Source organism: Nostoc sp. (genome assembly GCF_036918015.1).
In the GTDB taxonomy this organism is placed as follows: Bacteria; Cyanobacteriota; Cyanobacteriia; order Cyanobacteriales; family Nostocaceae; genus Nostoc.
In genome coordinates, this window is record NZ_JBALEO010000068.1 from 105700 (window position 1) to 130048 (window position 24349).

Sequence of the window (24349 nt, forward strand, 5' to 3'; positions counted from 1 at the left end):
TAGAAGCCCATCCCACAAGAGTTTGCTAATGCACAAATTTAGCCTTGCCACACCACTAGAAGTCGCTAAAGCATCTGTCTTAACATGAGTTGGGCAAACAACCCTGGTTGATTTGCCAAATCAGTAAAACTACCTTGCTGTACTACCTTGCCAGCTTGAAGTACGTAAATTCGGTCAGCATTTTGGATGGTACTGAGACGATGAGCGATCGCAATTCTCGTCACTTTTAACTGCTCTAAGCTTTGACTAACAATTGCCTGGGTTCTATTATCCAAGGCACTAGTCGCTTCATCAAATAGCAAAATCCGGGGTTTGAACGCCAACGCCCTCGCAATCAACAGCCGTTGTCGTTGTCCGCCAGAGAGATTACTACCTCCTTCACTGACGACTGTATGCATTTGCATTGGCATTGCAGCAACATCATCCGCGAAACCTGCCATCTGGGCTGCTTGCCAAGCTTCATCCATCGTCAGCACTGCGCCACTGGCAATGTTCTCAAAAATTGAGGCTGACATCAAGCGACTATTTTGTATGACAACACCTAATTGGCGGCGTACAGCATGGACATCCACAGAAGCTAAGTCTTGCCCATCGTAGTAAATGCTGCCAGTTTTCGGAAATTCAAACCCTAAAAGTAATCTCAATAAAGTTGATTTACCGCTACCAGAAGGCCCAACAATGGCAATAAATTCTCCGGGTTGGGCGTGGATGCTGACATCATCCAACGTTAAAGGCCCATCATCGCGATAGCGGAAACTTATGCGATCTACAACTAATTTCCCTGATAGTCTTCCCGGATCTGCCTGACTGGAATTGATTTCTAGTTCTCCTTGAAGAATTGGCTGGGCCCTTTGCCACAAGGGCAAGACTTGCAAAACTTCCACTACTGTACTGCTCAAGCTCGTAACCCCGTGGATAAATGTCCCAAAAGCCACGTTAAATGCTAAGAAAGTACCCGTGGATAAACTAGTCGCTCCTGGGGTTTGAGATTGTCCAATTAAGGTAGTAGCAAACCAGAAGATGGCCGCAGTCGTTAACACAGGTAACACTTGATTAATGACTGCCAGGCTATCTTCAATGCCTTGGGTACTCAACATTAGTTTCAGTTGATGGGTATATTTTTTTCCCCAGTAAGCAAAGGCGCGGGCTTCAGCTTTGGCAACTCGGAGTTTGGCTACTCCATTAATCAACTGCACCATCACACCAAAGATTTGTCCTTCTTGTTCTAGGAGGGGGCGAACTTTACGGACAATGAGCATACCGGAAATGATGGTGACGGCAATGTTTATCAGTGCGACTACACAAGCTATCAGAGCTAAATAAATACTGTAGTAAAACAACAGTCCCAGGTTCAGCAAGGAGAACATACTGGAAAAAATGGTTTTGAATACCGTATTACCCAATCTTTGGCGAATTTGACTAATAGCTGTGACTCTCGAATTTAAGTCCCCAACCGAGAAGGAACGAAAAAAAGTAGCTTTTAAGTTCAATAATCGATCCCAGACTGCGGCTTCAGTGGCAGAATCGGCAAAAGTTTCCAGCCGGATGGTAGCAAACCCAAGAGCTAATTGAAACAGCATTCCGCCAAAGGCAGCAGCTAGCAAACCGACAACAAGTTGGCTCAACAACCCCCGATTAGCATCTGGGATAGCTTTGTCGATGAGGATAGCTGTAGCTTGAGGCGTTAGCATTCCTAAAAGGCTGATGGTAATTCCCATCACTACAATGACAATTAGTTCTTTGGAATGTCCTTGTACGGCAAACTGAAGCAAATCAAAAGTTTTTAGCTGTTTATTTGGTAAAGGTCGATAGAATACATAGCCAGTGGGAGCGAGGGCTGCGGCAATTCGGGCATCTACAGAGACGCGCTTCTGTTGCCAAGGAGCGTAGAGTTGATAACCAGTATCAGATATTGGTAACAGTGCCACTGGTAGGTTGTCTTGAAGCGTAAATGCCAACATTGGCCCACAATCCTTTTGCCACCAGTTATCCCGCAACTGAATCCGCCGCACTCGAATATGTGAAGCACGGGCGATCGCTTCTACAGGATCTTGCACTCGTTTCACGTCTTCTGACGCCGCTGGGGGACGAATCTCAACTCCTAAGGCTCGTCCCACTGCACCAGCAGCAACTAGCAAGGCTCGATCTGGGTGATTTACATCGACACTATTACTGAATTCTGAGCTACTACTTAACCTGTTTAACTTTGGCTGTGGCAATACAGATGCTAGTTCTGCCAAAGTCTCTTGCATCACTTGCCTTTCAAGACTTTCCCTAGCTTCAAATCTGAGTAATTCTGCATCCATCTCTTGACGTTGTAGCAGTTCAATGCAGTTCAGGAAATAAGTTTGTAGTTGAGACAAACCGCCTAATAAGGAATTCACATCTGAAATTTCTAAAGTGCTAACAGTTTTCAACTCAACTGTGTCACTTGCCTCTAGCCACATATTTGGATGTAGAGGTAATATCCCAGAGACAGGAGTTAACAGCAGATCCCCAAACCCCATCCATTTAGTACACCCTTGGAGAATTTGCACCCATGATACATGACTAAGCGGTTGGAAGATTTGGTTTTTAGCTAAGGAATAGTATTGAATTCCTTGGGTTAATAGTGGTGTTGTTGGCGTCGTGATACCTGCAATTACTGAACCTAATTGATAAATCCAGCCCTCTATGAAAGCCACTGCTTCTCTATTGGCATCAGCAAACAACTGATTAAACTCCGTTCTCGATACTTTCAGGAGTTCTGTTTCCTCAAGGAACACCGCTAAAATCTGGTGCTGCTTACCATCTAAACTTGGGGCAGTGCCAAACATCGCCTGTCCTGGGGTGCTGCTAAATAAGTAGCGACGAGTTCCTTCAGCCATGCCATTATTGAGAGCGATCGCAAATAGCGCCAAATACCCAGATTTCACTACCCAAATTGTCTGCGGATCGTTTAATAGTAGCGATTGATTACCCTGAAAACGATAGCATTCTCCTAACAGAGGCGGAGGGGCAGAGGGGCAAAGGGGCAGAGGGGCAAAGGGGAAAGACTTACTACTACTTCTCCCCTGCTCCCCTGCTCCCCTGCTCCCCTGCTCCCCTCCTTCCCCATCTCCTTCGCTGCGAATCAACTGTAAATAAAGCCCCTCAATCTGTTGTAATTCCTCATGGGTTCCCCGTTGAACTATTTGGCCGCGATCGAGGACAATAATTTCATCACAATCTCGGATGGTCGAAAGTCGATGCGCCACGATTATGCAAGTGCAACCGCGCAAACGCAGATTACGAGTCACATTCTTTTCTGTTTCAGCATCCAAGGCACTAGTAGCTTCATCCATCACCAGGATACTGGGATTATTCACCAAAGCACGGGCAATTTCCAATCGTTGCCGTTGACCACCGCTTAAATTAGTCGCACCTTCTAACAGGTCGGCACTATAGCCTCCTGGCAACGAAAGAATGACATCATGGACTGCTGCATCTTGAGAAGCTCGCACTAAATGACTTTCAGGTATAGTGGTATCCCAAAGCGTTAAGTTGTCTCTGACACTGCCAGCAAACAACAAAATCTCTTGCTCTACCGCAGATATAGAATTAGCTAATACTTGGCGAGAAATTTGCTCTCTGGGTTTACCGTCAAACAAAATTTCTCCCTGCCACGGTTGGTATAGCCCACATAAAAGTTTAGCAATGGTAGACTTACCAGAACCACTCCCACCCACCAAAGCAACTCGCTGCCCTGGCTGGAGTGAGAGGCTAAAATTTTCAATCAACGGTGGAGCAATTTTGCTATAGCCAAATGTCACATTGTCTAATTCAACATATCCCCGGAGTTTGGAAAGAGGGTTTAGGGATGAGGGAGATAAGGAAGAATTTACTCCCATGTCTCCCCCTGCCTCCCCTGCCTCCCCTGCCCCCCTGCCCCTCTGCCCCCCTGCCCTGCCTCTTCCCTGCAACTGCGAATCAATGGGATTACACAAGACATCATCAAGGCGAGTCAAATTACCTTCCATCTCTTGCAGATCACTTCCCAGGTTGACAAGATTACTTATCGGCTGGAAAAAATTTTGCATCATGCCAAGAAAGGCTATTAACATCCCGATGCTCATGGTTCCATCCATGACTCGCAAACCACCTATAGCTAAAAGCAACATGGAAGCGATCGCTGACAAGAAATCTGGTAAAACTCCTAATGTCTGGTTTGTTGTCTCTAATTCTTGCTGGGTATTAATGGCTTTGGCATAATAACCGGCCCATCGAGAGAAGAAATCTGACTCTAACCCAGAGGCTTTAAGTGTTTCCATACTCTGAAGACCAGAAATTGCAACGCCGCTAACTTTGCCATGTTCTTGGAGCAGTTTGATGTTGGCATCGACGCGCCGCCCTCTCACCCACTGTAAGGCAACGAGGTTAACAGCGACAAAAGCGATCGCAATTAAGGTTAGCACTACATCATATTGCAGCATCACTACTACATACAGAAATATTGACGCTGTGGCGATCGCTGTAGTCGCTAATTTACCCGAAAGCATATTAGCGATGCTGTCGTTGAGTTGTACGCGGCTACTGATTTCTCCAGCAAACCGCTGATCGTAAAAACTCATGGGTAGGCGTAAAATATGCCAGAGAAATTTACTCTCCATGCCCACCGACAACTTAATTTTCAGCTGACGCAAAAACTGTAACTGTAGCAGCGTCAAAAATCCATTGAGTCCGGCTGTGAAAATCATTCCTAAAATTAGGGGACGCAACCACTCATGCCGATGCCCAATTAATACGTTGTCTATAAATACTTGAGAAAATGCAGGTATGGCCAGTCCCGGAATCACTAGCAAAAATCCTGCCACCACACAGTAAATCAATGCCCCAATCGAGCCTCGCAACCGCGACCATAAAGCGAGGATAGTGCTAGGTTTCCGTCCTCCTTCCTGGAACTCGGAACTCGGCTCTAAAGCTAGCACCACACCTGTGTAAGCACCGCTAAATTCTTCTAGAGAGACAGTGCGTCGTCCAGTAGCGGGGTCATTGAGATAAACTCGCTGTTTGCCAAATCCCTCTACTACTAGAAAATGGTTAAATTGCCAAAATACAATGAAGGGAAATTTTAACTGCGACAGGGCAGCTAAATTTGTTTTAAAGCTCTTAGCGGTTAATCGATAATTTCTGGCAGCCTTCAAAATATTTAACGCACTAACTCCATCGCGGGATACACCACACGCTTGTCGGAGTTCTGTGAGCGGCACAATGCGACCGTAGTAACTCAGAATAATTCCTAAAGCAGCAGCACCACACTCTACTACCTCCATTTGCAGCAGAGTTGGAGTGCGACACCGTTTACTTTTAGACTTCAGTAGATTTTGCAGATTTCGCCACAAGATCATAGGAGCAACGCGAAGAAGTGAAATCATCATTTATAGGAAACCTCTTGCAAAAGTCGCTAACACCCCACCCCCCAACCCCTCCCCGCTCTTCGGGCTACAGTGTACACACAAGTCTGAAATAGCTGATTAACCAGGGTTTTACCCCACCCTAACCCTCCCCTTATAAAGGGGAGGGAACTGGATTTCTTGTTTCCCCCCAATATATCGGGGGGATTAAGGGGGGTAATTTAACTTGTGTGTACACCGTAGGCTCTTCGGGAGGGGAGACAAAGCGTAGCTTTGGCGGGGTGGGGTTCTTTCTTATTTTTGATTTATGCAAGAGGTCTAGGGAATTGGGCATTGGGCATTGGGAATAGTGAATGAGTCTTTGAACTCCATTAATGAGTCTTTGATACTCATTAATGAGCCTTTGATCTCCATTAATGAGTCTTTTAGCTCCATTAATGAGCCTTTGATCTCCATTAATGAGTCTTTGATACTCGTGAATAAGTTTTTTAACTCCACTCTTGCGCCCCTCCGCTCCCCTGCTCCCCTGCTCCCCTGCTCCTCGGTCACTGAGCGTAGCCGAAGTGCTGCCCCTCTGCCTACTCAATAAACCCCACTCCACGATCGCAAAATTGGCAGTACAAATGTAATCGGGGCACGTTCTTCGACGGTGACTTGTACAGAGGTAGTAGTTCCAGAAGTTACTTTCATCTCTGGCCCTTTGGAAGAAGACCATTTGTAGTGGCTGACTGTGGAAGTGTCTGGTTGCAGTCGGGCGGTAATTAAAATCTGTGGCCCTTGTGACATCAAACCTTCTACGAATTCGGAACTCCCTACTACACTTAATGCACCTTCTTTAGTCACGGGAAAGGCTGAGACATCTGTGACAGCACCAATGATGCCACCAAAGCGTTCCCGTTGCACTGTACTAGGTGTGACTTGTAACTTCATCCCTGGTTGAATTTGCTTACCATCACCAACAGGAAAAAATGCCACACTCTCCAGTTGAATCGATCGCTTTTGTGCGGCGATCGCTCCTATGGGTGTACCCTGTAAGACAACCTGCCCCGGTGTTGCTGAGATTTCTAAAACTCGTCCTGAGTAAGTGCTTTTGATTAAGCTGTTGCTAGATAATTGCAGCGCCAATTGGGTAATATTCCGCCGCACTTCCTGAATTTCTTTCTTGCGGGTAGTTACGGCTTCTAAATCTTGTTGTGCCAATGTCGCTTGTTTACTATCTAGTTGCTTTAACTGACTTTCTAAATCTTTGATTGAGTTGATATTTTCTAGATATTGGCGTTGGGCATCTGCTTCTTTGACATCCAATTGCTTGAGTTGAGATTCGGCTTCGTTAATTTGTCTGACAGCATTTAAGTAATCTTGCTGTGACTGTAGAACTGTATCCCCAGAAATCGCTCCCTCTCCTAATAACTGCTTCCGGTTGTCTAATCTTTGTTTGAAAGTTGGCAGCAGTTCCCGCAAAGATTCTAGGCTTTGTATTTGGCTAGTGCGATCGCGTTGGATCGAGTTCAGCCCTTTTTCTCTTAAAATTGGCGTGAGTTTTTGGACTGTTTGGAGATTTTGCTGCAAACTTTGGCGTTGCTGTATCAGCGCCTGTTTATCTGCATTCTGACGCAGTAGTTGCACTGAGTTAGCATCACGATTCTCTTGCTGTAGTTGCTCTAATTTTGAGCGTACTAACTGTAGCTGTTTCATGAGTTCGCTTTGGTCTAGAGTCGCCAGCACATCTCCTCTATTGACAAAATCGCCAACCCGAACGTTGACTGTTCGCAATCTGCCTGCGATCGGTGACTGAAACGAAGTAATTGTACTGGGATAGACTATGATGCCAGTACCCGTTACCGTAATTGGAATTCGACCTAAAAAACTCCAAGTCAGCCCAGCCGCCACCAAGGAACCAACAGCAACTAGAGGTAGCCACTTTTTGGGGCTGACTACCTGCATAATTTGATCTAGTTCTTCAGGTGAAGAAATACGCTCTAAAGCTTCTTTACGGAATAGGTTGTTTTTTTGATTAATCATCACAGACCATCCCAATTTGCATTGCAGTCAGAAGGAAATTGGGTATTAGGCTGAAAACTGATGAATAAAAAATTACCTTCCGCTTTCAGAGGAAGGCAGATATGTTTTGTTTGCTTTGGGATACTAATATTCATATATAAAATTCAACCTACCATCTGATGAAAGGTCGAAAGCTGAGAAAATCAATTTTTGATTTTTGGATTTTGCGTAAACGAGGAGTAATTTCTGTTAAAGTAACGATTTTGTAATCTTTAGATGAAAACATTGACGGGTAGGTAAGAAATAAGGGATAATAAAGAGTGGTCGCTTACTATTTGACCTTTCGTTTTTATCCGGCTTACACCCGCCAATGTTCGTGTAACGTTGTAGAAGGTTGTAATGCCCAAAATAGTCAGACCACTATGTTATAAGATGTCTGTAGCTTATTCGTAAGGGTCGTTTGTAGTCCTTTGTCAGTTGTTCGTAGCAATTGGCAAGGGATTACTGTTTAATAACTCTCTTAACGAAGTAATGCATAACTTACATACTTGCTAGCTTAGTGTTGTTTTGATTTGTAGGGATGATACAAATCATCATAGATAAATTTTTGGCAATACAAACCGTTAAAGTGACTTTTGGTTGAGGTATTAACTCAACATCAGGGTGCTATGGAGACAACCTAGCATCTATTGGTACTAGAAGCGCACACGGTCTCTGCTATTATCAATCCCTTGATTTGATTTTTGAATAACCTTAGCATCTCCTCCACCAATTGCTATTGCAACACCAATTTGATTGGATACTTGTACGTTCTTACCTTTGGCATTAACGTCAACTTTAGCCTTGGTATCGATATCTACACCTCCGCGTCCTCCGACAATTCCACTGATTTCTTCATCAGCTAACTCGGTCATGACTGCGAGTGTTTCTTGTTCAAATGTTACAACTGACATCAAAATTCCTTCCTTGTACAAAATCGTTAAAGTAATTTTTGGTTGAGGTGGTAACTCAACATAAGCGTACTATGGAGATAACCTAGTACCTATTAGTACTAGAAGTACACACGGTCTCTGCTATTATCAATCACTTGATTTGAATTTTGAGAAACCTTAGCATTTCCTCCACCAATTGCTGTTCCGTTACCAACTTGATTGGATACTTGTACGTTCTTACCTTTGGCATTAACGCCAACTTTAGTCTTGCTATCGATATCTATACCTCCGCGTCCTCCGACAATTCCACTGATTTCTTCATCAGCTAATTCGGTCATGACTACGAGTGTTTCTTGTTCAAGTGTTACAACTGACATCAAAATTCCTTCCTTGTACAAAATCGTTAAAGTAATTTTTGGTTGAGGTGGTAACTCAACATAAGCGTACTATGGAGATAACCTAGTACCTATTAGTACTAGAAGTACACACGGTCTCTGCTATTATCAATCACTTGATTTGAATTTTGAGAAACCTTAGCATTTCCTCCACCAATTGCTGTTCCGTTACCAACTTGATTGGATACTTGTACGTTCTTACCTTTGGCATTAACGCCAACTTTAGTCTTGCTATCGATATCTATACCTCCGCGTCCTCCGACAATTCCACTGATTTCTTCATCAGCTAATTCGGTCATGACTACGAGTGTTTCTTGTTCAAATGTTACAACTGACATAAAAATCTTTCCTTGTACAAAATGGTTTTGGAATAGTGAAATCTTTCTTTTACTTAACCAAATAATAAAAATTATTAGACGCTTAAAACGATAGTTGCCTGACAAATTTTATCATCAAATTTTTTGTTAAAACACACTAGATATAATGTGTATAACGAAATTTGTTTTTGGTTTTGTTTGGAATTTCACTATGTTTAAACAATACATTTTTTTGAAAGAATTTTATATAAAGAAATGATAAAGTTAGCAGAAAGTTTTTTAAAGATTAGTATTTTAAGAAATATCAAATATCGGCATTAATTCAAGTTAATAAAGGTAGGATAAGTTGATCCTGTATCTAAAAATAAAACTTTTAAAAGTTGCTATAGGTATTACAAAACCTTGCAGAGTAAGCGACGGATAACATATTAAATTATGCATAAAAATAATATCCCCAACTTCTAAAGAAGTTGGGGATACGTACCTTCAAATGGGTACATAAATCGTGAGTTTAATTTGATTTACCGTGAATGCTAAATAGATGAAGTCACTGTTGAATCTATTATTTGTACTACTCCATTTCTAAGTGTAAATCTTCTTCTTGTGCGTGTTCTTTGCTTAGTGTTCGTATTCACAATGTCCTGATTGGAGTCTTGAACAGTAGCATCAGTTCCATCGGTTGAAATTGCATTTATCTGTGATGAAAAATCCAAAACAATATTTCCTCCCACTATTCCTTTTAATTCACTATCTATCAGCTCCTCGACAATAACTTTTCGATTACAGGTAGATTTGAAACTCATTTGATTGATATTAGTCATAAATTTCTCCAGAAGTATGCAGACAATTTGTGTCTGAGATGTATTTACCAATAACAGGTTATTTAATAATTTGTCAACAGATTATAAAAAATATCCTACTTTTCGTAACTAACTTACTTTTATCGTTTTTTAGTTTTGATTTCTCCAACTTTTTCTACTTGTATTATTAATTTTTCTACGATATAGCGCTTCTCAGTTGAGTCCAATACAGACCTAACCCCCAGCCCCTTTCTTACTAGCGTTGGGGAGCAAGATTCAAAGCCTCTCTCCTTTTAGGAGAGAGGTTTGGAGAGAGGTCAGAGTGTATTGCATCCACGCGAGAACCGCTATATGCAAGTTTAATACTATGACTTTTCATGAAAAAAGATTGTCAGCTAGTCTTTGCTATCGGACAAAAGTGAACTATCAATAAAAGCTGTGAAAATCTTTGTTATATGCTTGCCAAATAACTGTTTATATTGGCAGCATCATGCTTCTTTAATTACAGCACTGAACCGCTAAAATCTCAAATCTTCAATCTCAATCCAAACTTCTGGCACAAATAAGCTCTTTGTCAACATAGAAGTGACATGAAAAAATTCAGAAGTCAGAGTATTCTGACTTCTGGCTACAGTGCAAAACAATGAGGAGTGTATAATTGGGGTTATACTAAATATTGGTTGAGCGACAACGAAGGTGAATTTGTAGTATTTTTTTAGGTCAACAAACTTTTATAAAAATTACAACCTTTACAGGCTAATATTTTTATAATAGCTGCTTCCCTGCCTTTGTTTACTTCTCAAAAATCACCTTGAGTTGTTTTATAATGCTGATTCGCTCAAATTCACCTCATGTATTAGAAATTAGATTTCTTACACTTTAGTTTCGTCGAATTTAGCAGATCAATTACCTTAGGGAGTCGTTGAAAGCTGTCCAGTAACTATATCAAGAGATGTGCCCACGTTTCCGAGTAAACCGCCCACTACATCTCCGAGTAAAAATGCGAAAAATCCTCCTCCCGCTACTCCTTCTAATTCTTCCTCACTAATTTCCTCCAAAATAACTTCTTGATTGTTGGGTTGTGTCAAATTCTTATCGTTAGTCATAATTTTCTCCAGAAAGTACGTAGGTATTTGTTCCTTCGATGTACTTACAAATATCAATTTATTCAATATTTTGTCAATAGAAAATAAGAAACATCCTACTTTTCCTACTTAACCCACTTAACTTACTTTTCCTACTTTTCCTACTTTTCTTCCTACATTTTCACGATGTCCAATACCTGATAAAACCGAAAAAATATCATACCAAAGTAGGATGTTTTATGTGAAGAAGGTAGGAGGCAGAAGGCATTGGTGTCAACTTAACGTGAAACTGTACGTCCACCAGGAATTTCAATTCCTGGCTCATAGCCGAAGTAATCTAAAGATTACTAAATATCCCCAAAAATCTTGAGTCTACTGAAGTAGACTTTAGCTATTAGGCGGGAACTTCAGTTTCCGACGGGTACTCAAGGCAAGCGAGAAGCCATTTTTAGCTTAAGTTGACACCAATGGGCACTTATGTTGCAATCAGTGTAGGCAACTCTATCAGAGACGCTCCGCGAACAGACCTACACTGATAGCGACGCGCAAAGCGAGTCATCGAGCGTCTTGCAGGACACCTGTGGCAGAGATTTTGGAATGGGTCTTAAACCCAAGATCCGTCTAGTCGCGGTACTTGAAAGAGGGCAGTTTTCCTCCAGGAAGAACTGCCCAGTTGTTGAGCGTAGTCGAAACACTGCCTCCTGCCTCAAAACCAGTGACTTTGTACCTCATGCAAAAGAAAACTGCTGTATGTAGAGAGTGTCATGATTTAACTGCGTTGCCAAATTTTAATTGTTTTATCCAAACTCCCACTGACTAACATTTCACCGGAAGCTGTGAAGGCTAATGCTGTGACTATATTCCCATGACCTGTAAATGTACCCAGCAATTCTCCGGTTTGTAAATGCCACAACTTGATAGTTTTATCAGCACTACCGCTGGCGATAATTTGTCCATCGGGACTTAAAGCGATCGCATATACCCTATCTCTATGTCCTTTAAGGGTATGAAGTAATTCCCCAGTCTCCAATTGCCAAACTTTAATGGTTTGATCCCAGCTACCACTCACGAGCAGTTTAGCATCTGCACTGATCGCTAAAGAACAAACAATGTGAGAATGACCCATGAGGGTGTGTAGTGGTTGGGCATCTTTTAAACTTTTGATTCCCGTCTGGGGTGAAGTGCGCCAAACTTTGATTTTGCGATAGCTACCTGTAACTAGAGTTTCGCCGTCTCGACTCAAAACTAAGGAATGAGCAGCTGTATCATCTAAGGAAAGTGCGATCGCTACCTGACGTTGCATCAAATCCCAAAATAGAATTTTTCTATCATCTCCGCCTGTCGCTAGCATTCTGCCATCTGGGGTAAAGGCAGCACACCGCACTACCCCATTATGTTTGTGCAAAATATCTATCAAGTCTAAAGCGCCTACGTGCCAAAGCTTAATTGTCGAATCTGCACCGCAACTGACTAAAGTCTGTCCATCTGAACTAAAAGCTAGGGAATTCACTTCATCCACCAGCCCAGATATTACCCAAGGATACTCTGATAAGGTCTCTATCAATTCACCCTTGCTTAAATCCCAGAGTTTCGTTTCTCCACGACTACCACTTGCCAATATGGGTAAGGCTTTGCCATTGTTGCACCCAGAACTGAAAGCTAGGCAATTAATGCCTCTGGTGTGTCCTTGCAAAGTCTGCCAGCATTCCCAGTCACCGACTATAGCCTTGAGACAGTGTTCTGATGGTAGAGTCTGTATTGTATGTGCGATCGCTCTCTCATTAATTACTGGCGACGTGTCTTTTTTACCCATAAGTGATTCTAAATACCAACTCAACCCCCCTGCATATAACAAATTACTTGGGGTTACATAAAGTTTTGGTTCGCTAAATTCAAGTTGATTTGTAGGTAAAAAGCCTGTTATTACGCTTTGCTTCTCGTAACCTAAATTACCTGTAGATGGATAAAATAAACACAGAAAAATTAATACTTGGTGATTTTTTAAATCTTCTTGAGTAACAGACCACCTAATTTTGTCTTTCTTAATACCATTAAAACTTTCTCCATCAGCAACGTAAACTTGAACACTTAGCTGAGGATGATCTTTGAGTATATAAGGAAATTTACTTTCGCCACCCAAATTTCCCTCATCATCTAAAATCATGTTTTGCAAAGTATCTTGCGACACCTTTTTTACTAACTTGCCCAAGCGTTCAGTTATCACCCTGTCAACAATATGTTCCCGTAAAAGATAATCTTGGGCTTGTTGTTGGAAGTATTTGGGAAAAGGTATCGTCCAGTCAGGAGGCTCAGGATATTCCGGCGGCGTCGGCGGCGGATTTTTGGCGAGAACTTCTGCTTGTTGGCGAGAAAGTTCTTGGAGTCTAGCCAAAGGCTCGCCCCAAAACGCCATAACTTCAGTGTGACAACCTTTAACTTGACTTTCCAGCAAAGATAAGTCATAAGTTTTAGGTTTTTTCACACGTTGAAGGAAGTCAGTTTGTTGAGCTTTGAGTAAGCTAATCCAATCCATCTACATTCCTGCGGCAAACTATTGCATACCTACGGTAAGCTATACAAATGCAATTACTCAAGTTTATAACCTTAGTTAATTAAAAATTCAGTAATATTAACAGTCTAATAAAACACAGCCATTGACAAATGTTTCCGTGAAAGAGATAGATGGATAGCACTTAGACATTTCATGAACTGATGCGTTGAAGTATATAGAATTAGATGATATCAGTCAATTCTAACGGAGATGGATAAAGAGATACTGTTTCCCTAGAAACACTTCTAGCTGTAAAAGAAAGTTGAATTTGAGACGGATCAAAGATTACAGTAACGTTAAGTCAGCAAATAGCTATATAAAACTAACCTAGTAAGGATAATTCTCGGAAATATCATCTGAAATCGAAATAAATGGTGAAGATTAGCTAATTTTAACCTTTGCGTTTTGGTTGTCTGGGTGTAGTACTTACATCAGAGGAGTCACCAAAAGTATCCCTTGCTTCGATCTGTTTAATTTTCATTTGCAAGTTCAAGTCATCACTGCTAACAATTGTTTCTAAATTCGCTAATCTCCGTTCTAGCAGTTCTATTTGCTGCTGTTGCAAATAGTTAGTTTTGGATTTTTTGTCATCAGAACGCCAAACTGCAACTGTACCAACAGCTGCGCCACCAATAGCAACTAAAGGAAGAATAGCACCGCTTCTAGTAACGGCTGACAATGGGACGCAAACTCCTAGAATGGCTACTGTAATTACCCAAATTCTTGTGGTAGCAGATAATCTGACATCTTGGTATGGTTCTACATTGGGTTGAGATTTTTTAGCCATAAGTTTATCCAAAGAAAAGTTATTTATTAGATTGGCACAATTGTTTATTACGATACTTACTGCAATTAGGTTAAGTATATTTTTTTGCTCGTATTTTTAATTACCAGTAGGTAAACATAATTCAACGTAAAATGCCAATCAGCGAAATGATTTTCCTGACTCCTATACAGACGCGATTAATTGCGTCTTTAGTGCTGCCTTCTTCCTTCTACTTAGTTACTTCGTTATTTTAGATCATTAGATTTTGCTTGCGAGGAGCAGTTGTACACTGAGAGGAAGATTTTCTTGAAGTCATAGTAAGGAAGGTACAGATGACAGTTCGTGCTTTTTTTGAAGCTGCCAAAGTTGAGGGTGTCCAGTCACCTTACGATACCATTCACCTGAAAATTCTCTATCCAGCACAGATACCGGAGAGTCAGCTAGAAAAAAGTATGGGAATTGAGCCAGCTAATCCAGAAAAGGCACCTTTTCCAGTAGTGATTTTCTTCAATGGCTATAACTGTGATGCTCAACAATACCAATGGTTAGCGGTTAAATTGGCTGAACGTGGATTGGTAGTGGTTCTCTTTAATTGGATTGCCAAAAATCTACCAGGCGTAATTAGCCTCACACCTGGAGTTGATTTTGAAAAGCTGAAGCCCACAATTTATCCTACTGCTCCTACAGCTTTGGCTTTGCCAGCACTTCTAACTAAACTCGAACAGTTACAAAATCAAGGAGTTTTAGCAGGAATGTTGGATTTACAACGCATCATTCTCGGTGGACACTCTGCGGGTGGTTTATTATCGCTCACAAATGCTGATCCTCGGTTTTTCCCTGGAGTTGCTGCATCTTTTTCTTATGGCGCAAGTAGCAGAGGACTTTTAACCATAGGGTATGAACCAGGAACTATCTTGCCTTTACCAGATTCCCTACCACTGCTGCTGATGGGAGGAACCCGTGATGGATTTATGCTTACCAGTAGCGAACTCTATGGTATAAGTGCTGGGGATGCTACTATCCCAGTTACACGTACATTCCAAGAAGCAATCGCTGGGGGACGAAATGACAGCTATCTGGTAATCTTAGAGGGAGCAAATCACTTTTCGATAGTTGATGAGCCAGACTCCACTACAGTTAGATCCTCTCTCGACTTAAAAGCTACTCAATCTCAAGAAAACTTGCGTTTGCTGATGAGTGAAATTATTGGTCTGTTTATTGACACTTATGTTCGCCACCAGCCAAAAGAATCCCAGGAGCTTGAGCAATTATTAAATACTGCCAATCCTCTGATAAAATCCTTTGAGCGTAAATAGTTAAGCTGATTATGACAAGTGCATCTTATATTTTTCTGGCTGGAGCAAGTCGCGGTGTTGGTCGAGAAATTGCTCAATATCTGATAGCGCAACAGCTAAAGGTTAAAGCACTCCTGAGAAAAGCAGCAGTTGCTAGTGAACTAGAAAAAATTGGTATTGAAGTAGTTCTGGGAGATGCCTTGAATCTTGGCGATGTAGAACGCGCAATGGTAACAGATAAACCTATTCACACCGTTATCAGTACAATTGGCGGTTTACCATCAGATGTAGAAAGACCGGATTACCCTGGTAATAGAAATCTGATCGATGCAGCAGTTAAAGCTGGGGTGCAAAAGTTTATTCTTGTATCTTCCATCGGTGCTGGCAATAGTGTTGTTGCTGCCTCACCCCAAATTTTAGAGGTACTGGGAAAAGTTTTAGCTGAGAAAGACAAAGCCGAACAACACTTAATTGCCAGTGGACTCACCTATACAATCATCCGTCCTGGTGGACTAAAGTCAGAACCAGCAACGGGTAATGGTATTTTAACCGAAGATCCGCACATTATTGGTAGCATTAATCGTGCAGATGTGGCGCAGTTAGTTGGTCGCTGTTTAAATAGCCAACGTGCCAATAATAAAATCTTGTCAGCCGTAGACCGAAATATGCTGTTCGGACAAAGAGAATTTGCAGAATTTACTTTGGAGTAATTTAAGCACGCCAGCGGAGTATTTGACCCTTGACAGGATTGACAAATTCTCGTCCTTCAGCAACAGAACGAGCATACTCCCGCTTTAACTGGTAATACCACTGCGCCTGCATATCTGAGTCTTTAATCAGCCGCAGCACAGGATTATATTTCAAACCAATTTGCTGTTTTTCCACAACCGTTCGGTCTTGGCCAATGAAAGTCCGCGCCAGCACGTGTAACAGTGGCTTGAAAAATCCCACCCAAGGAAGTGTCCAGTAAAGAGCAAAAGTTACCTCCGTTTCTGTGTCTGAAATCGGTGTAACTGCCGTTAAATTAACGACTCGATTATTACCAATGGTGGTTTCCTCGATTCTAACTCCAGGTAAACGAAAGGAAATCTCCGTTTCCGGGACACCACCGCCAATCAGCCAGTATAAACGACCCCCATTTGCTGGTAATCGGTGTCGTCGCATTGTAAAGCCGTAGGGCGAAGCATCAAATTGCTTCACTTCCTCATGCAATTGCTCATTTCGCCACCACCAAGCACGATGAACATAAGGTGAATGAGCCGGGTCCATCAGACCTACTACTGCATGATCTATAAAACAAGGGAATTTTACCACCTCTACGAACTGGTGAGAGCGATCGCCAAACCCTGGTATTACCGGAATTTCCATCTCAGAAGCCGGTTGAGGGTTATCGGGATCAGCCATATATATCCAGATATTCCCTTGGGCTTCGCGGATTGCATAAGACTGCACATCAAAGCGACTCAAATCCATTTGCTGCTCCTCTACAAGAGAAGGTATCGCAGTACAGCGCCCAGCGGAGTTAAAGCGCCAACCGTGATAACAGCATTCAACTTCTTGCCCATTGAATCTCCCACAACTTAAAGGCACACCACGATGGGGACAAATGTCCGTCATTGCAGACACTTTGCCATCTTGACTGCGAACTAACAGCACTGGTTCTCCTAAGAAAATGCGGCTGATCATCATACCTGGCTTGATCTGATCGCTAGGCAGAGCATAGTACCAAGTATTACGTAATACAAAATTATCGTTATTTTTCATAACTAATGGCCTCTGCCTTTGACACAACGAAAGTCCTGGTTTGTGGAAAGGAAGGTGATGCTGGAAAACATTCTTTCAGGTTTTTAATTGCTGTAGGTAAGTTCAACTGATGTACTTATTAGTCGTGTTCGTAATTCTCTCAGATTTAGGTTGTTCTGAGAGGATTGCAGGTTTTAAATTGCATTATTCGCCAGAAATTTGTACAAATACTGTTCTTTTACGCGGGCCATCCAACTCAAAAAACAACACAGATTGCCAGGTTCCCAAAGCTAATTTACCATCCACAATGGGAATTATCTCACTAGTGTTCAGCATCATTGCCATTAAATGAGAGTGAGCATTAATCGGCTCATCTTCTGGGACATCTCTTAAATGCAAGTCATTATGCAAATAGCTGTCTGATTCCGGTGCTATTTTTTGCAAGAATACTTTTATATCTTCTAATAATCTGACTTCATTTTCGTTGATAGCTAACGCTGTTGTCGTGTGTTGAGAAAATACTAAAACTTGTCCATTTTTAATTGATGTTGAGGCAATAAAATCTTGAATTTGTGGGGTGATATGATGAATATTAATTTTTGGCTCAGTTTCAATTTCAATGAACTTATGAATAATTGGCATCTGTTGAATTTTATATTTGGGATTGCGGATTAGGTACGCTAACACAGCTTAACGCCTTTTTGAAGGAGGCAGGAATTGAATGACTTCTAACTCCTAACTATAGTTTCCAAACCTTGTACTAGTCTTTCTATACCTTCTTTTGCCGTCTCTTTTTGCAACGCCCCATAGGCAACACGTAGATAACATCCGTCATCTATGCCAAAGGTTGTACCTGGAATAACTGCTACTTTATGTTCCTGGATCAGTTGTTTGACTAACTCAAAAGCATCCATCTGGGTATGAACTTTGAGGAAAAAATAGAAAGCGCCATTGGCAGGGATAATGCTACATAAGCCTTGTAGACGATTAAGGGAGTCTAATACTAGTTGGCGTACCTGAGCAATGGCTTCTATATGACTCTGCAAATAATCCTCTTTTGCCTGCAATGCCCCTAAAGCTGCATATTGAGAAATGACTGGCGGACAAATCAAAATTGTATCCTGGACTTTTTTAACGGCGACAAGTAAGTGTTGGGGAATCACCATATAGCCAATGCGCCAACTCGCAAAACCGTATGCTTTAGAAAAGCTATACAGAGAAATGGTGTACTCGCTGCTATTAGCAAAGGAGCCAGGTGAAACGTGTTTTACACCGTTATATGTAAAGTATTCATAAGCTTCATCGCTGATGTGGTAAATACTGTGAGTGGCACAAATTTGATTTACTTGGCGCAATGCGGCTTCAGAATAGACAACTCCAGTGGGATTATTTGGTGAAATCGTCACCACAGCCCGTGTTTTAGGAGTAATTGCTTGAGCGATCGCTTCTTTTCGTAGTTGGTAATTTTCATCCGTCGCCACTAATACCGCACGACAGCCAGCCATTGCGATCGCCATTTCGTGGTTGAAATAGTAGGGTGTATTCAGAATAATTTCGTCACCTGGGTTAGTGATAGCAAGAATGGCATTCATAAATCCCATATTGCTTCCTGCTGTCACAACGATGCAGTTTTCCTCGTTGATTTCAATCCTGTTGAAGGCTTGCAATTTTCCCGCAAGTGCTGTGAGTAAAGGGGGAATTCCCTCAACTGATTTGTATAAATTATTGGCGGGTTCGGCTAAGAATTTAGCTAAAAATTCTATTGCTTCATGTGGTGGGTTGTAAAAAACAACACCTTGTCCTAGAGAGATGGTTCCAGGAGAGTTTTTAATCAGTTCCCCAACCACAGGAATAATTGGCGATTGTACCGCCTGCATACGAGAGGTTAGGGATTCCATATTTTCTTGCCTATGTACCTGCTTTTAGTATCTCTTAATAGGTGAACAATCAAACCAATACTCCAATCTGTGGAAAGTTTAGCGTGATATAGCGATCGTCAAAGAACGTATTTTGGTTCTTGATGTCTAAATTTAGGGCTATTTCACGATGATTTTGACCCTCTGATACCATGATAATTATTTTAGCAGCGCTAGGAGTTGCGGCGTGTTGTGTCTGTTGATCAATTGTTAGAGTTGATCTCGCTCGCCATCGCTTCAATTTAAGATTTTAGGAGTTAATCTAGCCACATCCTAATTCCTTGATCGCGCCCCAAAATGGATGGATTTTAACCTAATTATGTATTCTCTCATCAATATGGTCTGTTTATTTCCGCCGACCTATACTGCGTTCTGGCACTGATTTCAATATATATCAAGTTAATAACTACGTTCTGACACTGATTTCAATATCTATTAACTTGATAGATGTATAACAATCTATTTTCTACATTTGATTTTAGGGTTGGATGAATATAAAATCCGATATCTGTGTTGTTTTTTGCTGCACACATCTCTTTTTGTTTTAACCTATCTATACCTTTAAAATGTTATTCTAAAGGCAATTAATCAGGTTGCTTTAAACAGGTCTCAATAAAATTTAGACTATACTTTACGGCTACTTTACACAGAATTTAAGCTTAATTAATATTAGTAGATATCTATCTTTTGGCATATAAGGTAGAATGCAATTAGAAAACGAAAGCTTAGATACTATTAATTAATAAAATAATGTTTATTTCCCAACGTGGCATTATAACCTATGCTTACGGAGCATCCTATTATCTAGAAATGGCAAAGTCATTAGCACGTTCTCTACGGCTTCATTCACCAAATGTTCCGCGTGCTATTGTTACCGATCGTGAAAATGATAAAGATTTACTAGAGCTTTATGATTGCGTTATAAACATTAGAGATGAATACGGCTCTAACGTAAAACAAAAGCTTCATGTCTATGATTATTCTCCATTTAAATATACACTTTGTATTGATAGTGATTGCATAGCAGTAAGGGATATTAACTTTATTTTTGATGATTTTAAAGGCAGAAGTTTTAGTGTGGCAGGTAATGTATATCTTCAAGCAGGTGATAAAGATAAGTTCATTGATGTAGATGACACACTCAAACAATTTAATCTAACAAAATTACCTAGATTTAATGGAGGTCTCTATTATTTTGAAAAAAACGATACTACTAAGGCATTTTTTGAAACAGCACTAGAATTTTCAAGAGACTGGAAAAAGCTAGGTATTAGTGAATTTCGTGGTGATGGCCCTAATGATGAACGTATTTTTGGTCTAGCTATGATGCTACACGATCAAAGTATGTTTGAAGATAATGGCCTGATGATGCGAACACCTATCGGTCTTCGTGGTTCTTTTGATATAGATGCTATTAAAGGTCAATCGACTTTTCAAAAATACAATCAGGTGGTATCTCCTGCTCTTGTACACTTTGCCTGTGTTTGGGGAGAACATCCCGTATATCATCGTGAAGTATCAAAGTTAAAAAACCTAGACAATGGTTCAGGTAACGAAGTCAAGTCTAATATATTTACCGCAATTCAATATAAGTTTGGCTATCAGATTGCTTTATTAAGGTATATAGCTAAACGTGTACCTAAAAATCCTAAATATATTCAAGCTAGAGTGAAAAAACTTTTGATAGAATTGCCTGAATTGATTAAAGCTAAATATAGAATTGATCCAGTTCGGAGCAAATAAAGTTTACTAAAACTCTGCATTTCTTTGTGCTTAGTTTAAATTACTCAAAGGCTGCTTTGGTTACTTTCTATAGCAGTTCTCGGTTGAGTGAGGTACAAGAACCCCACCCCCAACCCCCTCCCCGCAAGCGAGGAGGGGGCTAAGATGTACCTCATGTGATTAGGAAACGCTATATAAAGCTTTAATAGTGTATAATCTGCTGTCTGAAGTTCAGGCAGCACTAATAAAGTGTAATAGCGATCGCACCTCATATCCTTCGCTCCTGACAGGTAATATAAATTATATTTTTGTGAAAACTACAAGGATTGTATCTGTGGGTTTATTCTAGAAACTACACGGTACAGCGCAAATTTGTATGTACCACAAAAATCTGTATTGCCGTACTTTTATGGAAAATCAACTAGGATTAATTCTAAAACTGCTTTTACTCTCGGCTTTGTTATCAGTATTGATTAAGTATGCAGGGCCAAGTCTACCAATTCCGGCGACAGCAAGCAACGCGCTGATTATAGTATTCTTGCCGATTGCGATCGTAGCGATCGCTCTACTATGGCGATTTCAAGCACAAAAACAAAATTAACTCAAACCATTTACGCACAAGTTCCTAAAATCAGCTAACCTAGCTTAATTACAAGAAAATTCCATCTCGCCAACCGTTGGGAGTTAGCCTGTGAACCTGGGTCAATGGATCGGCTTAATCGCCATACTTCTTTGTTTATACATCCTGTGGCAAATTCGGGAAGTGCTTTTGTTGATGTTTGCCGCAGTTGTGTTAGCCACCACCTTAAATCGTCTAGCGAAACGCTTCCAAAGCTTTGGGATGAGGCGCGGATTCGCCGTACTTCTAGCAGTAGCTATCTTTTTCGCAGGTGTCGTGGGTTTTTTCTGGCTAATTGTGCCGCCATTTGCCCAGCAGTTTCAAGAACTAACATATCAAGTTCCTAAAGGGTTTGGACGCTTTAATAGTTGGCTTGATGCCCTGAGAACTCGTATTCCTGACCAGTTAGTTCCTTATATCCCAGATATCAATAGCCTCATTCAACAAGTACAGCCCTTCGCCAATCGGTTACTGGGAAACTCCTTTGCTTTTGTATCTGGCTCTTTAGAAGTCGTCCTCAAGATTTTGCTAGTGTTGGTTTTAACAGGAATGATGTTAGCCGACCCCGTGGCTTACCGCAAAGTATTTGTGCGGCTTTTCCCTTCATTTTATCGACGGCGGGTAGATGGGATTTTAGATCAATGTGAAGTCTCTTTGGAGGGATGGATTACAGGCGCTTTCATTGCCATCTTTGTAGTGGGAGTGATGAGTCTGATTGGCTTATCAATTTTGCATGTCAAGGCAGCACTAGCTTTAGCGGTTTTAGCGGGATTTTTTAACTTGATTCCCAATCTGGGGCCAACAATGAGTGTAATCCCAGCAATGGCGATCGCTTTCTTGGATGAACCTTGGAAAGCGATCGCTGTCTTGATTCTTTACTTTATTATTCAACAGATTGAGAGTAATTTCATCACGCCTGTTGTCATGGCGCATCAAGTCTCATTACTGCCAGCCATAACCTTAATTGCCCAGCTATTTTTCGTCACGTTCTTTGGCTTTTTAGGATTATTCCTAGCGCTACCTTTAACTGTTGTCGCTAAGATTTGGTTACAAGAGGTGTTAATTAAAGATGTTTTAGATGAATGGGGAAATAATCATAAAAAAGAGACTGAGTTTGTGATAGTTTCTGAATCTCCTAGAACAGATGATAATTGGACGGCAGAAAATCCAGATATAAATGACAACCCCTCGATTGATGATGATATCTTGAAAAAATAAGATTAGTTACTCGACTTTTAATGCGGCAATAGGGTTCGGTTAAAGTTTTATGATGAAAATTTTAGATCAAAAAGATGCTATAAATCGCCGTCAAGACGAAAGACTAATTATTGTAGAGACGGCGATTCATCGCGTCTCTTGCCTTAACCTGGAAAGCCAAAAAACTCAATGACATGAGTTATATGAAGTCTTGCAAATTTTGAAGCTATTGGGATAATGAGTGCTGGAGTGAAAAAACAATAAGATTCCTAGCTTCTTAAAAAAGTTGGGAATCTCATACTTTTGAGTCAGTCTAAATAACTCCTCTTTGAAAGAATAACTATGAGCATGGACACAATTAGCTAATCAGCTATTGTTTGTTCTGGCTCTTTACCTCTGCTTCTGCTTTGTTTGACTCATTAGATGAAGCTGATTCTGTCTTCTCTGATTGCGTCTCACTAGTTTGTTGCAATTGGTTGAGATGAATATTGTTCACTTGAACAATAAAATATTCTAATGCCTGACTTGCCTTTTGTTGCTGTTGGGTTTCGTCAGATACATCATAACAACGATAGGGCGGAGTCACGCCCAATATAAATTTCTCTTGTTCCGCTTCTAATAATTCAACGGCTGTATTAGCAGCAAGGGAATTCTTCTGAAAAGGAAAAGAGGTAACTATACTAGCAACTATAGAAGCAATCGCTGGGCAAAGCACAGGGAGCCACTTCAGCCAAGCTTGTCCTGCTTCTAATTTGTCTACCAGAACTAAAATCGGTGTGACTCCTGATAAAATCACTGTCGAAATTTGTAAACTATAGTAAAGGTTCCTTGATACACTCCTAATTCTTTTATAATCGTCAATCAAGTCTTGGCTGTATTGTAAAGCTTTCCCTCTTGTCAGAGTTAGCGTATCTTTATCCCAGGAATTAGGATTGGTCAATAAATAACTATAGAGTTCAGCTTTTTTGGTGAGTTCAGATTTATAAGCGGCCTGCTTATAGTTCTGATATACTTGTCTATTGATGAGCAACAAAAAAAACAAAAAAGTTAGAGATACCGCTCCAGAAATTACAACGGTTTTATCATCTGAAAGAAAAATAATAAAGAGTCCAGCAGAGACAAAAGCTGCAAGTAATAAATACTCTATTACCTTCAGGTTGAACAACTTTTTTTCATCTAATGAAGAGGATAAATTTTCAATCTTATCGGAAATCTTACTTTGGTTTTTTTGCTCAAGATTAGCTAATTCTGAAGTAGTCATTGCCTCTTACTCAATTGATTATCGGGTCAAATGTAGCAATAAAATCAATAGCAACAAGTAGAATTGCTTTGAGGAAGTAGAGGTCAGAATAAGTCCGCTAGAAAGCAACTTATTTTTGCTTATACTTCGCTTCTATTAACGCTCTTAAATAATTTCTACCTTCTCAAAACTTTCTAGTATCTGCTATTAACTCCCACTTTGCGATTGACTAGTTGGCTTATAATGCTTTACAAAAACCAGAAATGTTTCTTTCGGTTGACGTAAAATTATTGAAGTCCAGTAAGTCCACTTAATCCTAACCATACATACATTTGATTGATAATGCAAGGCTTTTTTTATGGTAATTTTACGTAGAATAAAAACTATTTTGGATACAG

General features: G+C 40.8%; 19 protein-coding genes. 6 read left to right on the top strand and 13 right to left on the bottom strand.

Annotation, left to right across the window (positions count from 1 at the left end; translation table 11 throughout):
- Positions 1-65: 65 nt before the first annotated feature.
- The 9 genes from V7K61_RS17120 to V7K61_RS17160 all read right to left on the bottom strand — a co-directional run bounded on the left by V7K61_RS17120 (position 66) and on the right by V7K61_RS17160 (position 14240).
- Positions 66-5396, bottom strand: a complete 5331-nt coding sequence (locus V7K61_RS17120; RefSeq protein WP_335054902.1) for an NHLP family bacteriocin export ABC transporter peptidase/permease/ATPase subunit — start codon at positions 5394-5396, stop codon at positions 66-68.
- Positions 5397-5954: 558 nt separating this feature from the next.
- A complete protein-coding gene (locus V7K61_RS17125) occupies positions 5955-7394 on the bottom strand; it encodes an NHLP bacteriocin system secretion protein (RefSeq protein WP_335054904.1) in 1440 nt (479 codons plus the stop codon).
- 674 nt (positions 7395-8068) lie between these two features.
- Entirely contained in the window at positions 8069-8326 is a 258-nt protein-coding gene (locus V7K61_RS17130) for a hypothetical protein (protein ID WP_335054906.1), read from the bottom strand.
- A gap of 98 nt (positions 8327-8424) precedes the next feature.
- A complete protein-coding gene (locus V7K61_RS17135; RefSeq protein ID WP_335054908.1) occupies positions 8425-8682 on the bottom strand; it encodes a hypothetical protein in 258 nt (85 codons plus the stop codon).
- A 98-nt stretch (positions 8683-8780) separates the two neighbouring features.
- Positions 8781-9038, bottom strand: coding sequence for a hypothetical protein (locus V7K61_RS17140; RefSeq protein ID WP_335054910.1), 258 nt, complete (start codon positions 9036-9038; stop codon positions 8781-8783).
- Positions 9039-9550: 512 nt separating this feature from the next.
- A complete protein-coding gene (locus V7K61_RS17145) occupies positions 9551-9838 on the bottom strand; it encodes a hypothetical protein (RefSeq protein ID WP_335054912.1) in 288 nt (95 codons plus the stop codon).
- A gap of 890 nt (positions 9839-10728) precedes the next feature.
- Entirely contained in the window at positions 10729-10923 is a 195-nt protein-coding gene (locus V7K61_RS17150; RefSeq protein ID WP_335054914.1) for a hypothetical protein, read from the bottom strand.
- Positions 10924-11671: 748 nt separating this feature from the next.
- Positions 11672-13435 (bottom strand): WD40 repeat domain-containing protein, encoded by a 1764-nt coding sequence (locus V7K61_RS17155; RefSeq protein WP_335054915.1) that lies wholly within the window; start codon positions 13433-13435, stop codon positions 11672-11674.
- 409 nt (positions 13436-13844) lie between these two features.
- On the bottom strand, positions 13845-14240 hold the full coding sequence (locus tag V7K61_RS17160) for a hypothetical protein (RefSeq protein WP_094351193.1): 396 nt from the start codon (positions 14238-14240) through the stop codon (positions 13845-13847).
- A gap of 311 nt (positions 14241-14551) precedes the next feature.
- Between V7K61_RS17160 and V7K61_RS17165 the strand changes: the two genes are divergently transcribed.
- Both V7K61_RS17165 and V7K61_RS17170 read left to right on the top strand, forming a co-directional pair.
- Positions 14552-15535: an alpha/beta hydrolase family protein gene (locus V7K61_RS17165; RefSeq protein WP_335054918.1), complete on the top strand. Its 984-nt coding sequence runs from the start codon at positions 14552-14554 to the stop codon at positions 15533-15535.
- Between the two features lie 11 nt (positions 15536-15546).
- Entirely contained in the window at positions 15547-16224 is a 678-nt protein-coding gene (locus V7K61_RS17170; protein WP_335054920.1) for an SDR family oxidoreductase, read from the top strand.
- A gap of 1 nt (position 16225) precedes the next feature.
- Here the strand turns inward: V7K61_RS17170 and V7K61_RS17175 are convergent, their stop codons facing one another.
- From V7K61_RS17175 to V7K61_RS17185, 3 genes are all read right to left on the bottom strand, one after another.
- Positions 16226-17278: an aromatic ring-hydroxylating dioxygenase subunit alpha gene (locus V7K61_RS17175; RefSeq protein WP_335054922.1), complete on the bottom strand. Its 1053-nt coding sequence runs from the start codon at positions 17276-17278 to the stop codon at positions 16226-16228.
- A 183-nt stretch (positions 17279-17461) separates the two neighbouring features.
- On the bottom strand, positions 17462-17899 hold the full coding sequence (locus V7K61_RS17180; protein ID WP_335054987.1) for a secondary thiamine-phosphate synthase enzyme YjbQ: 438 nt from the start codon (positions 17897-17899) through the stop codon (positions 17462-17464).
- A gap of 86 nt (positions 17900-17985) precedes the next feature.
- Entirely contained in the window at positions 17986-19155 is a 1170-nt protein-coding gene (locus tag V7K61_RS17185; RefSeq protein ID WP_335054923.1) for a pyridoxal phosphate-dependent aminotransferase, read from the bottom strand.
- Between the two features lie 768 nt (positions 19156-19923).
- Here V7K61_RS17185 and V7K61_RS17190 point away from each other — a divergent pair.
- The 4 genes from V7K61_RS17190 (at position 19924) to V7K61_RS17205 (ending at position 22904) form a co-directional block, all read left to right on the top strand.
- Positions 19924-20916 carry a hypothetical protein gene (locus tag V7K61_RS17190; protein ID WP_335054924.1) on the top strand — a complete coding sequence of 331 codons (993 nt, stop codon included), beginning with the start codon at positions 19924-19926 and terminating at the stop codon, positions 20914-20916.
- A gap of 388 nt (positions 20917-21304) precedes the next feature.
- Entirely contained in the window at positions 21305-21496 is a 192-nt protein-coding gene (locus tag V7K61_RS17195; protein WP_335054926.1) for a hypothetical protein, read from the top strand.
- Between the two features lie 90 nt (positions 21497-21586).
- On the top strand, positions 21587-22732 hold the full coding sequence (locus V7K61_RS17200) for an AI-2E family transporter (protein WP_335054928.1): 1146 nt from the start codon (positions 21587-21589) through the stop codon (positions 22730-22732).
- Positions 22733-22781: 49 nt separating this feature from the next.
- Positions 22782-22904: a hypothetical protein gene (locus V7K61_RS17205; RefSeq protein WP_335054930.1), complete on the top strand. Its 123-nt coding sequence runs from the start codon at positions 22782-22784 to the stop codon at positions 22902-22904.
- Between the two features lie 177 nt (positions 22905-23081).
- Here the strand turns inward: V7K61_RS17205 and V7K61_RS17210 are convergent, their stop codons facing one another.
- Entirely contained in the window at positions 23082-23972 is an 891-nt protein-coding gene (locus V7K61_RS17210) for a DUF4231 domain-containing protein (protein WP_335054932.1), read from the bottom strand.
- Between the last annotated feature and the right edge of the window lie 377 nt (positions 23973-24349).

What these genes read in the sequence shown, in the direction of transcription:
- V7K61_RS17120 (WP_335054902.1), bottom strand. Translation starts at nt 5,396, where the DNA reads ATGATGATTTCACTTCTTCGCGTTGCTCCTATGATCTTGTGGCGAAAT.
- V7K61_RS17125 (WP_335054904.1), bottom strand. Translation starts at nt 7,394, where the DNA reads ATGATTAATCAAAAAAACAACCTATTCCGTAAAGAAGCTTTAGAGCGT.
- V7K61_RS17130 (WP_335054906.1), bottom strand. Translation starts at nt 8,326, where the DNA reads ATGTCAGTTGTAACATTTGAACAAGAAACACTCGCAGTCATGACCGAG.
- V7K61_RS17135 (WP_335054908.1), bottom strand. Translation starts at nt 8,682, where the DNA reads ATGTCAGTTGTAACACTTGAACAAGAAACACTCGTAGTCATGACCGAA.
- V7K61_RS17140 (WP_335054910.1), bottom strand. Translation starts at nt 9,038, where the DNA reads ATGTCAGTTGTAACATTTGAACAAGAAACACTCGTAGTCATGACCGAA.
- V7K61_RS17145 (WP_335054912.1), bottom strand. Translation starts at nt 9,838, where the DNA reads ATGACTAATATCAATCAAATGAGTTTCAAATCTACCTGTAATCGAAAA.
- V7K61_RS17150 (WP_335054914.1), bottom strand. Translation starts at nt 10,923, where the DNA reads ATGACTAACGATAAGAATTTGACACAACCCAACAATCAAGAAGTTATT.
- V7K61_RS17155 (WP_335054915.1), bottom strand. Translation starts at nt 13,435, where the DNA reads ATGGATTGGATTAGCTTACTCAAAGCTCAACAAACTGACTTCCTTCAA.
- V7K61_RS17160 (WP_094351193.1), bottom strand. Translation starts at nt 14,240, where the DNA reads ATGGCTAAAAAATCTCAACCCAATGTAGAACCATACCAAGATGTCAGA.
- V7K61_RS17165 (WP_335054918.1), top strand. Translation starts at nt 14,552, where the DNA reads ATGACAGTTCGTGCTTTTTTTGAAGCTGCCAAAGTTGAGGGTGTCCAG.
- V7K61_RS17170 (WP_335054920.1), top strand. Translation starts at nt 15,547, where the DNA reads ATGACAAGTGCATCTTATATTTTTCTGGCTGGAGCAAGTCGCGGTGTT.
- V7K61_RS17175 (WP_335054922.1), bottom strand. Translation starts at nt 17,278, where the DNA reads ATGAAAAATAACGATAATTTTGTATTACGTAATACTTGGTACTATGCT.
- V7K61_RS17180 (WP_335054987.1), bottom strand. Translation starts at nt 17,899, where the DNA reads ATGCCAATTATTCATAAGTTCATTGAAATTGAAACTGAGCCAAAAATT.
- V7K61_RS17185 (WP_335054923.1), bottom strand. Translation starts at nt 19,155, where the DNA reads ATGGAATCCCTAACCTCTCGTATGCAGGCGGTACAATCGCCAATTATT.
- V7K61_RS17190 (WP_335054924.1), top strand. Translation starts at nt 19,924, where the DNA reads ATGTTTATTTCCCAACGTGGCATTATAACCTATGCTTACGGAGCATCC.
- V7K61_RS17195 (WP_335054926.1), top strand. Translation starts at nt 21,305, where the DNA reads ATGGAAAATCAACTAGGATTAATTCTAAAACTGCTTTTACTCTCGGCT.
- V7K61_RS17205 (WP_335054930.1), top strand. Translation starts at nt 22,782, where the DNA reads ATGATGAAAATTTTAGATCAAAAAGATGCTATAAATCGCCGTCAAGAC.
- V7K61_RS17210 (WP_335054932.1), bottom strand. Translation starts at nt 23,972, where the DNA reads ATGACTACTTCAGAATTAGCTAATCTTGAGCAAAAAAACCAAAGTAAG.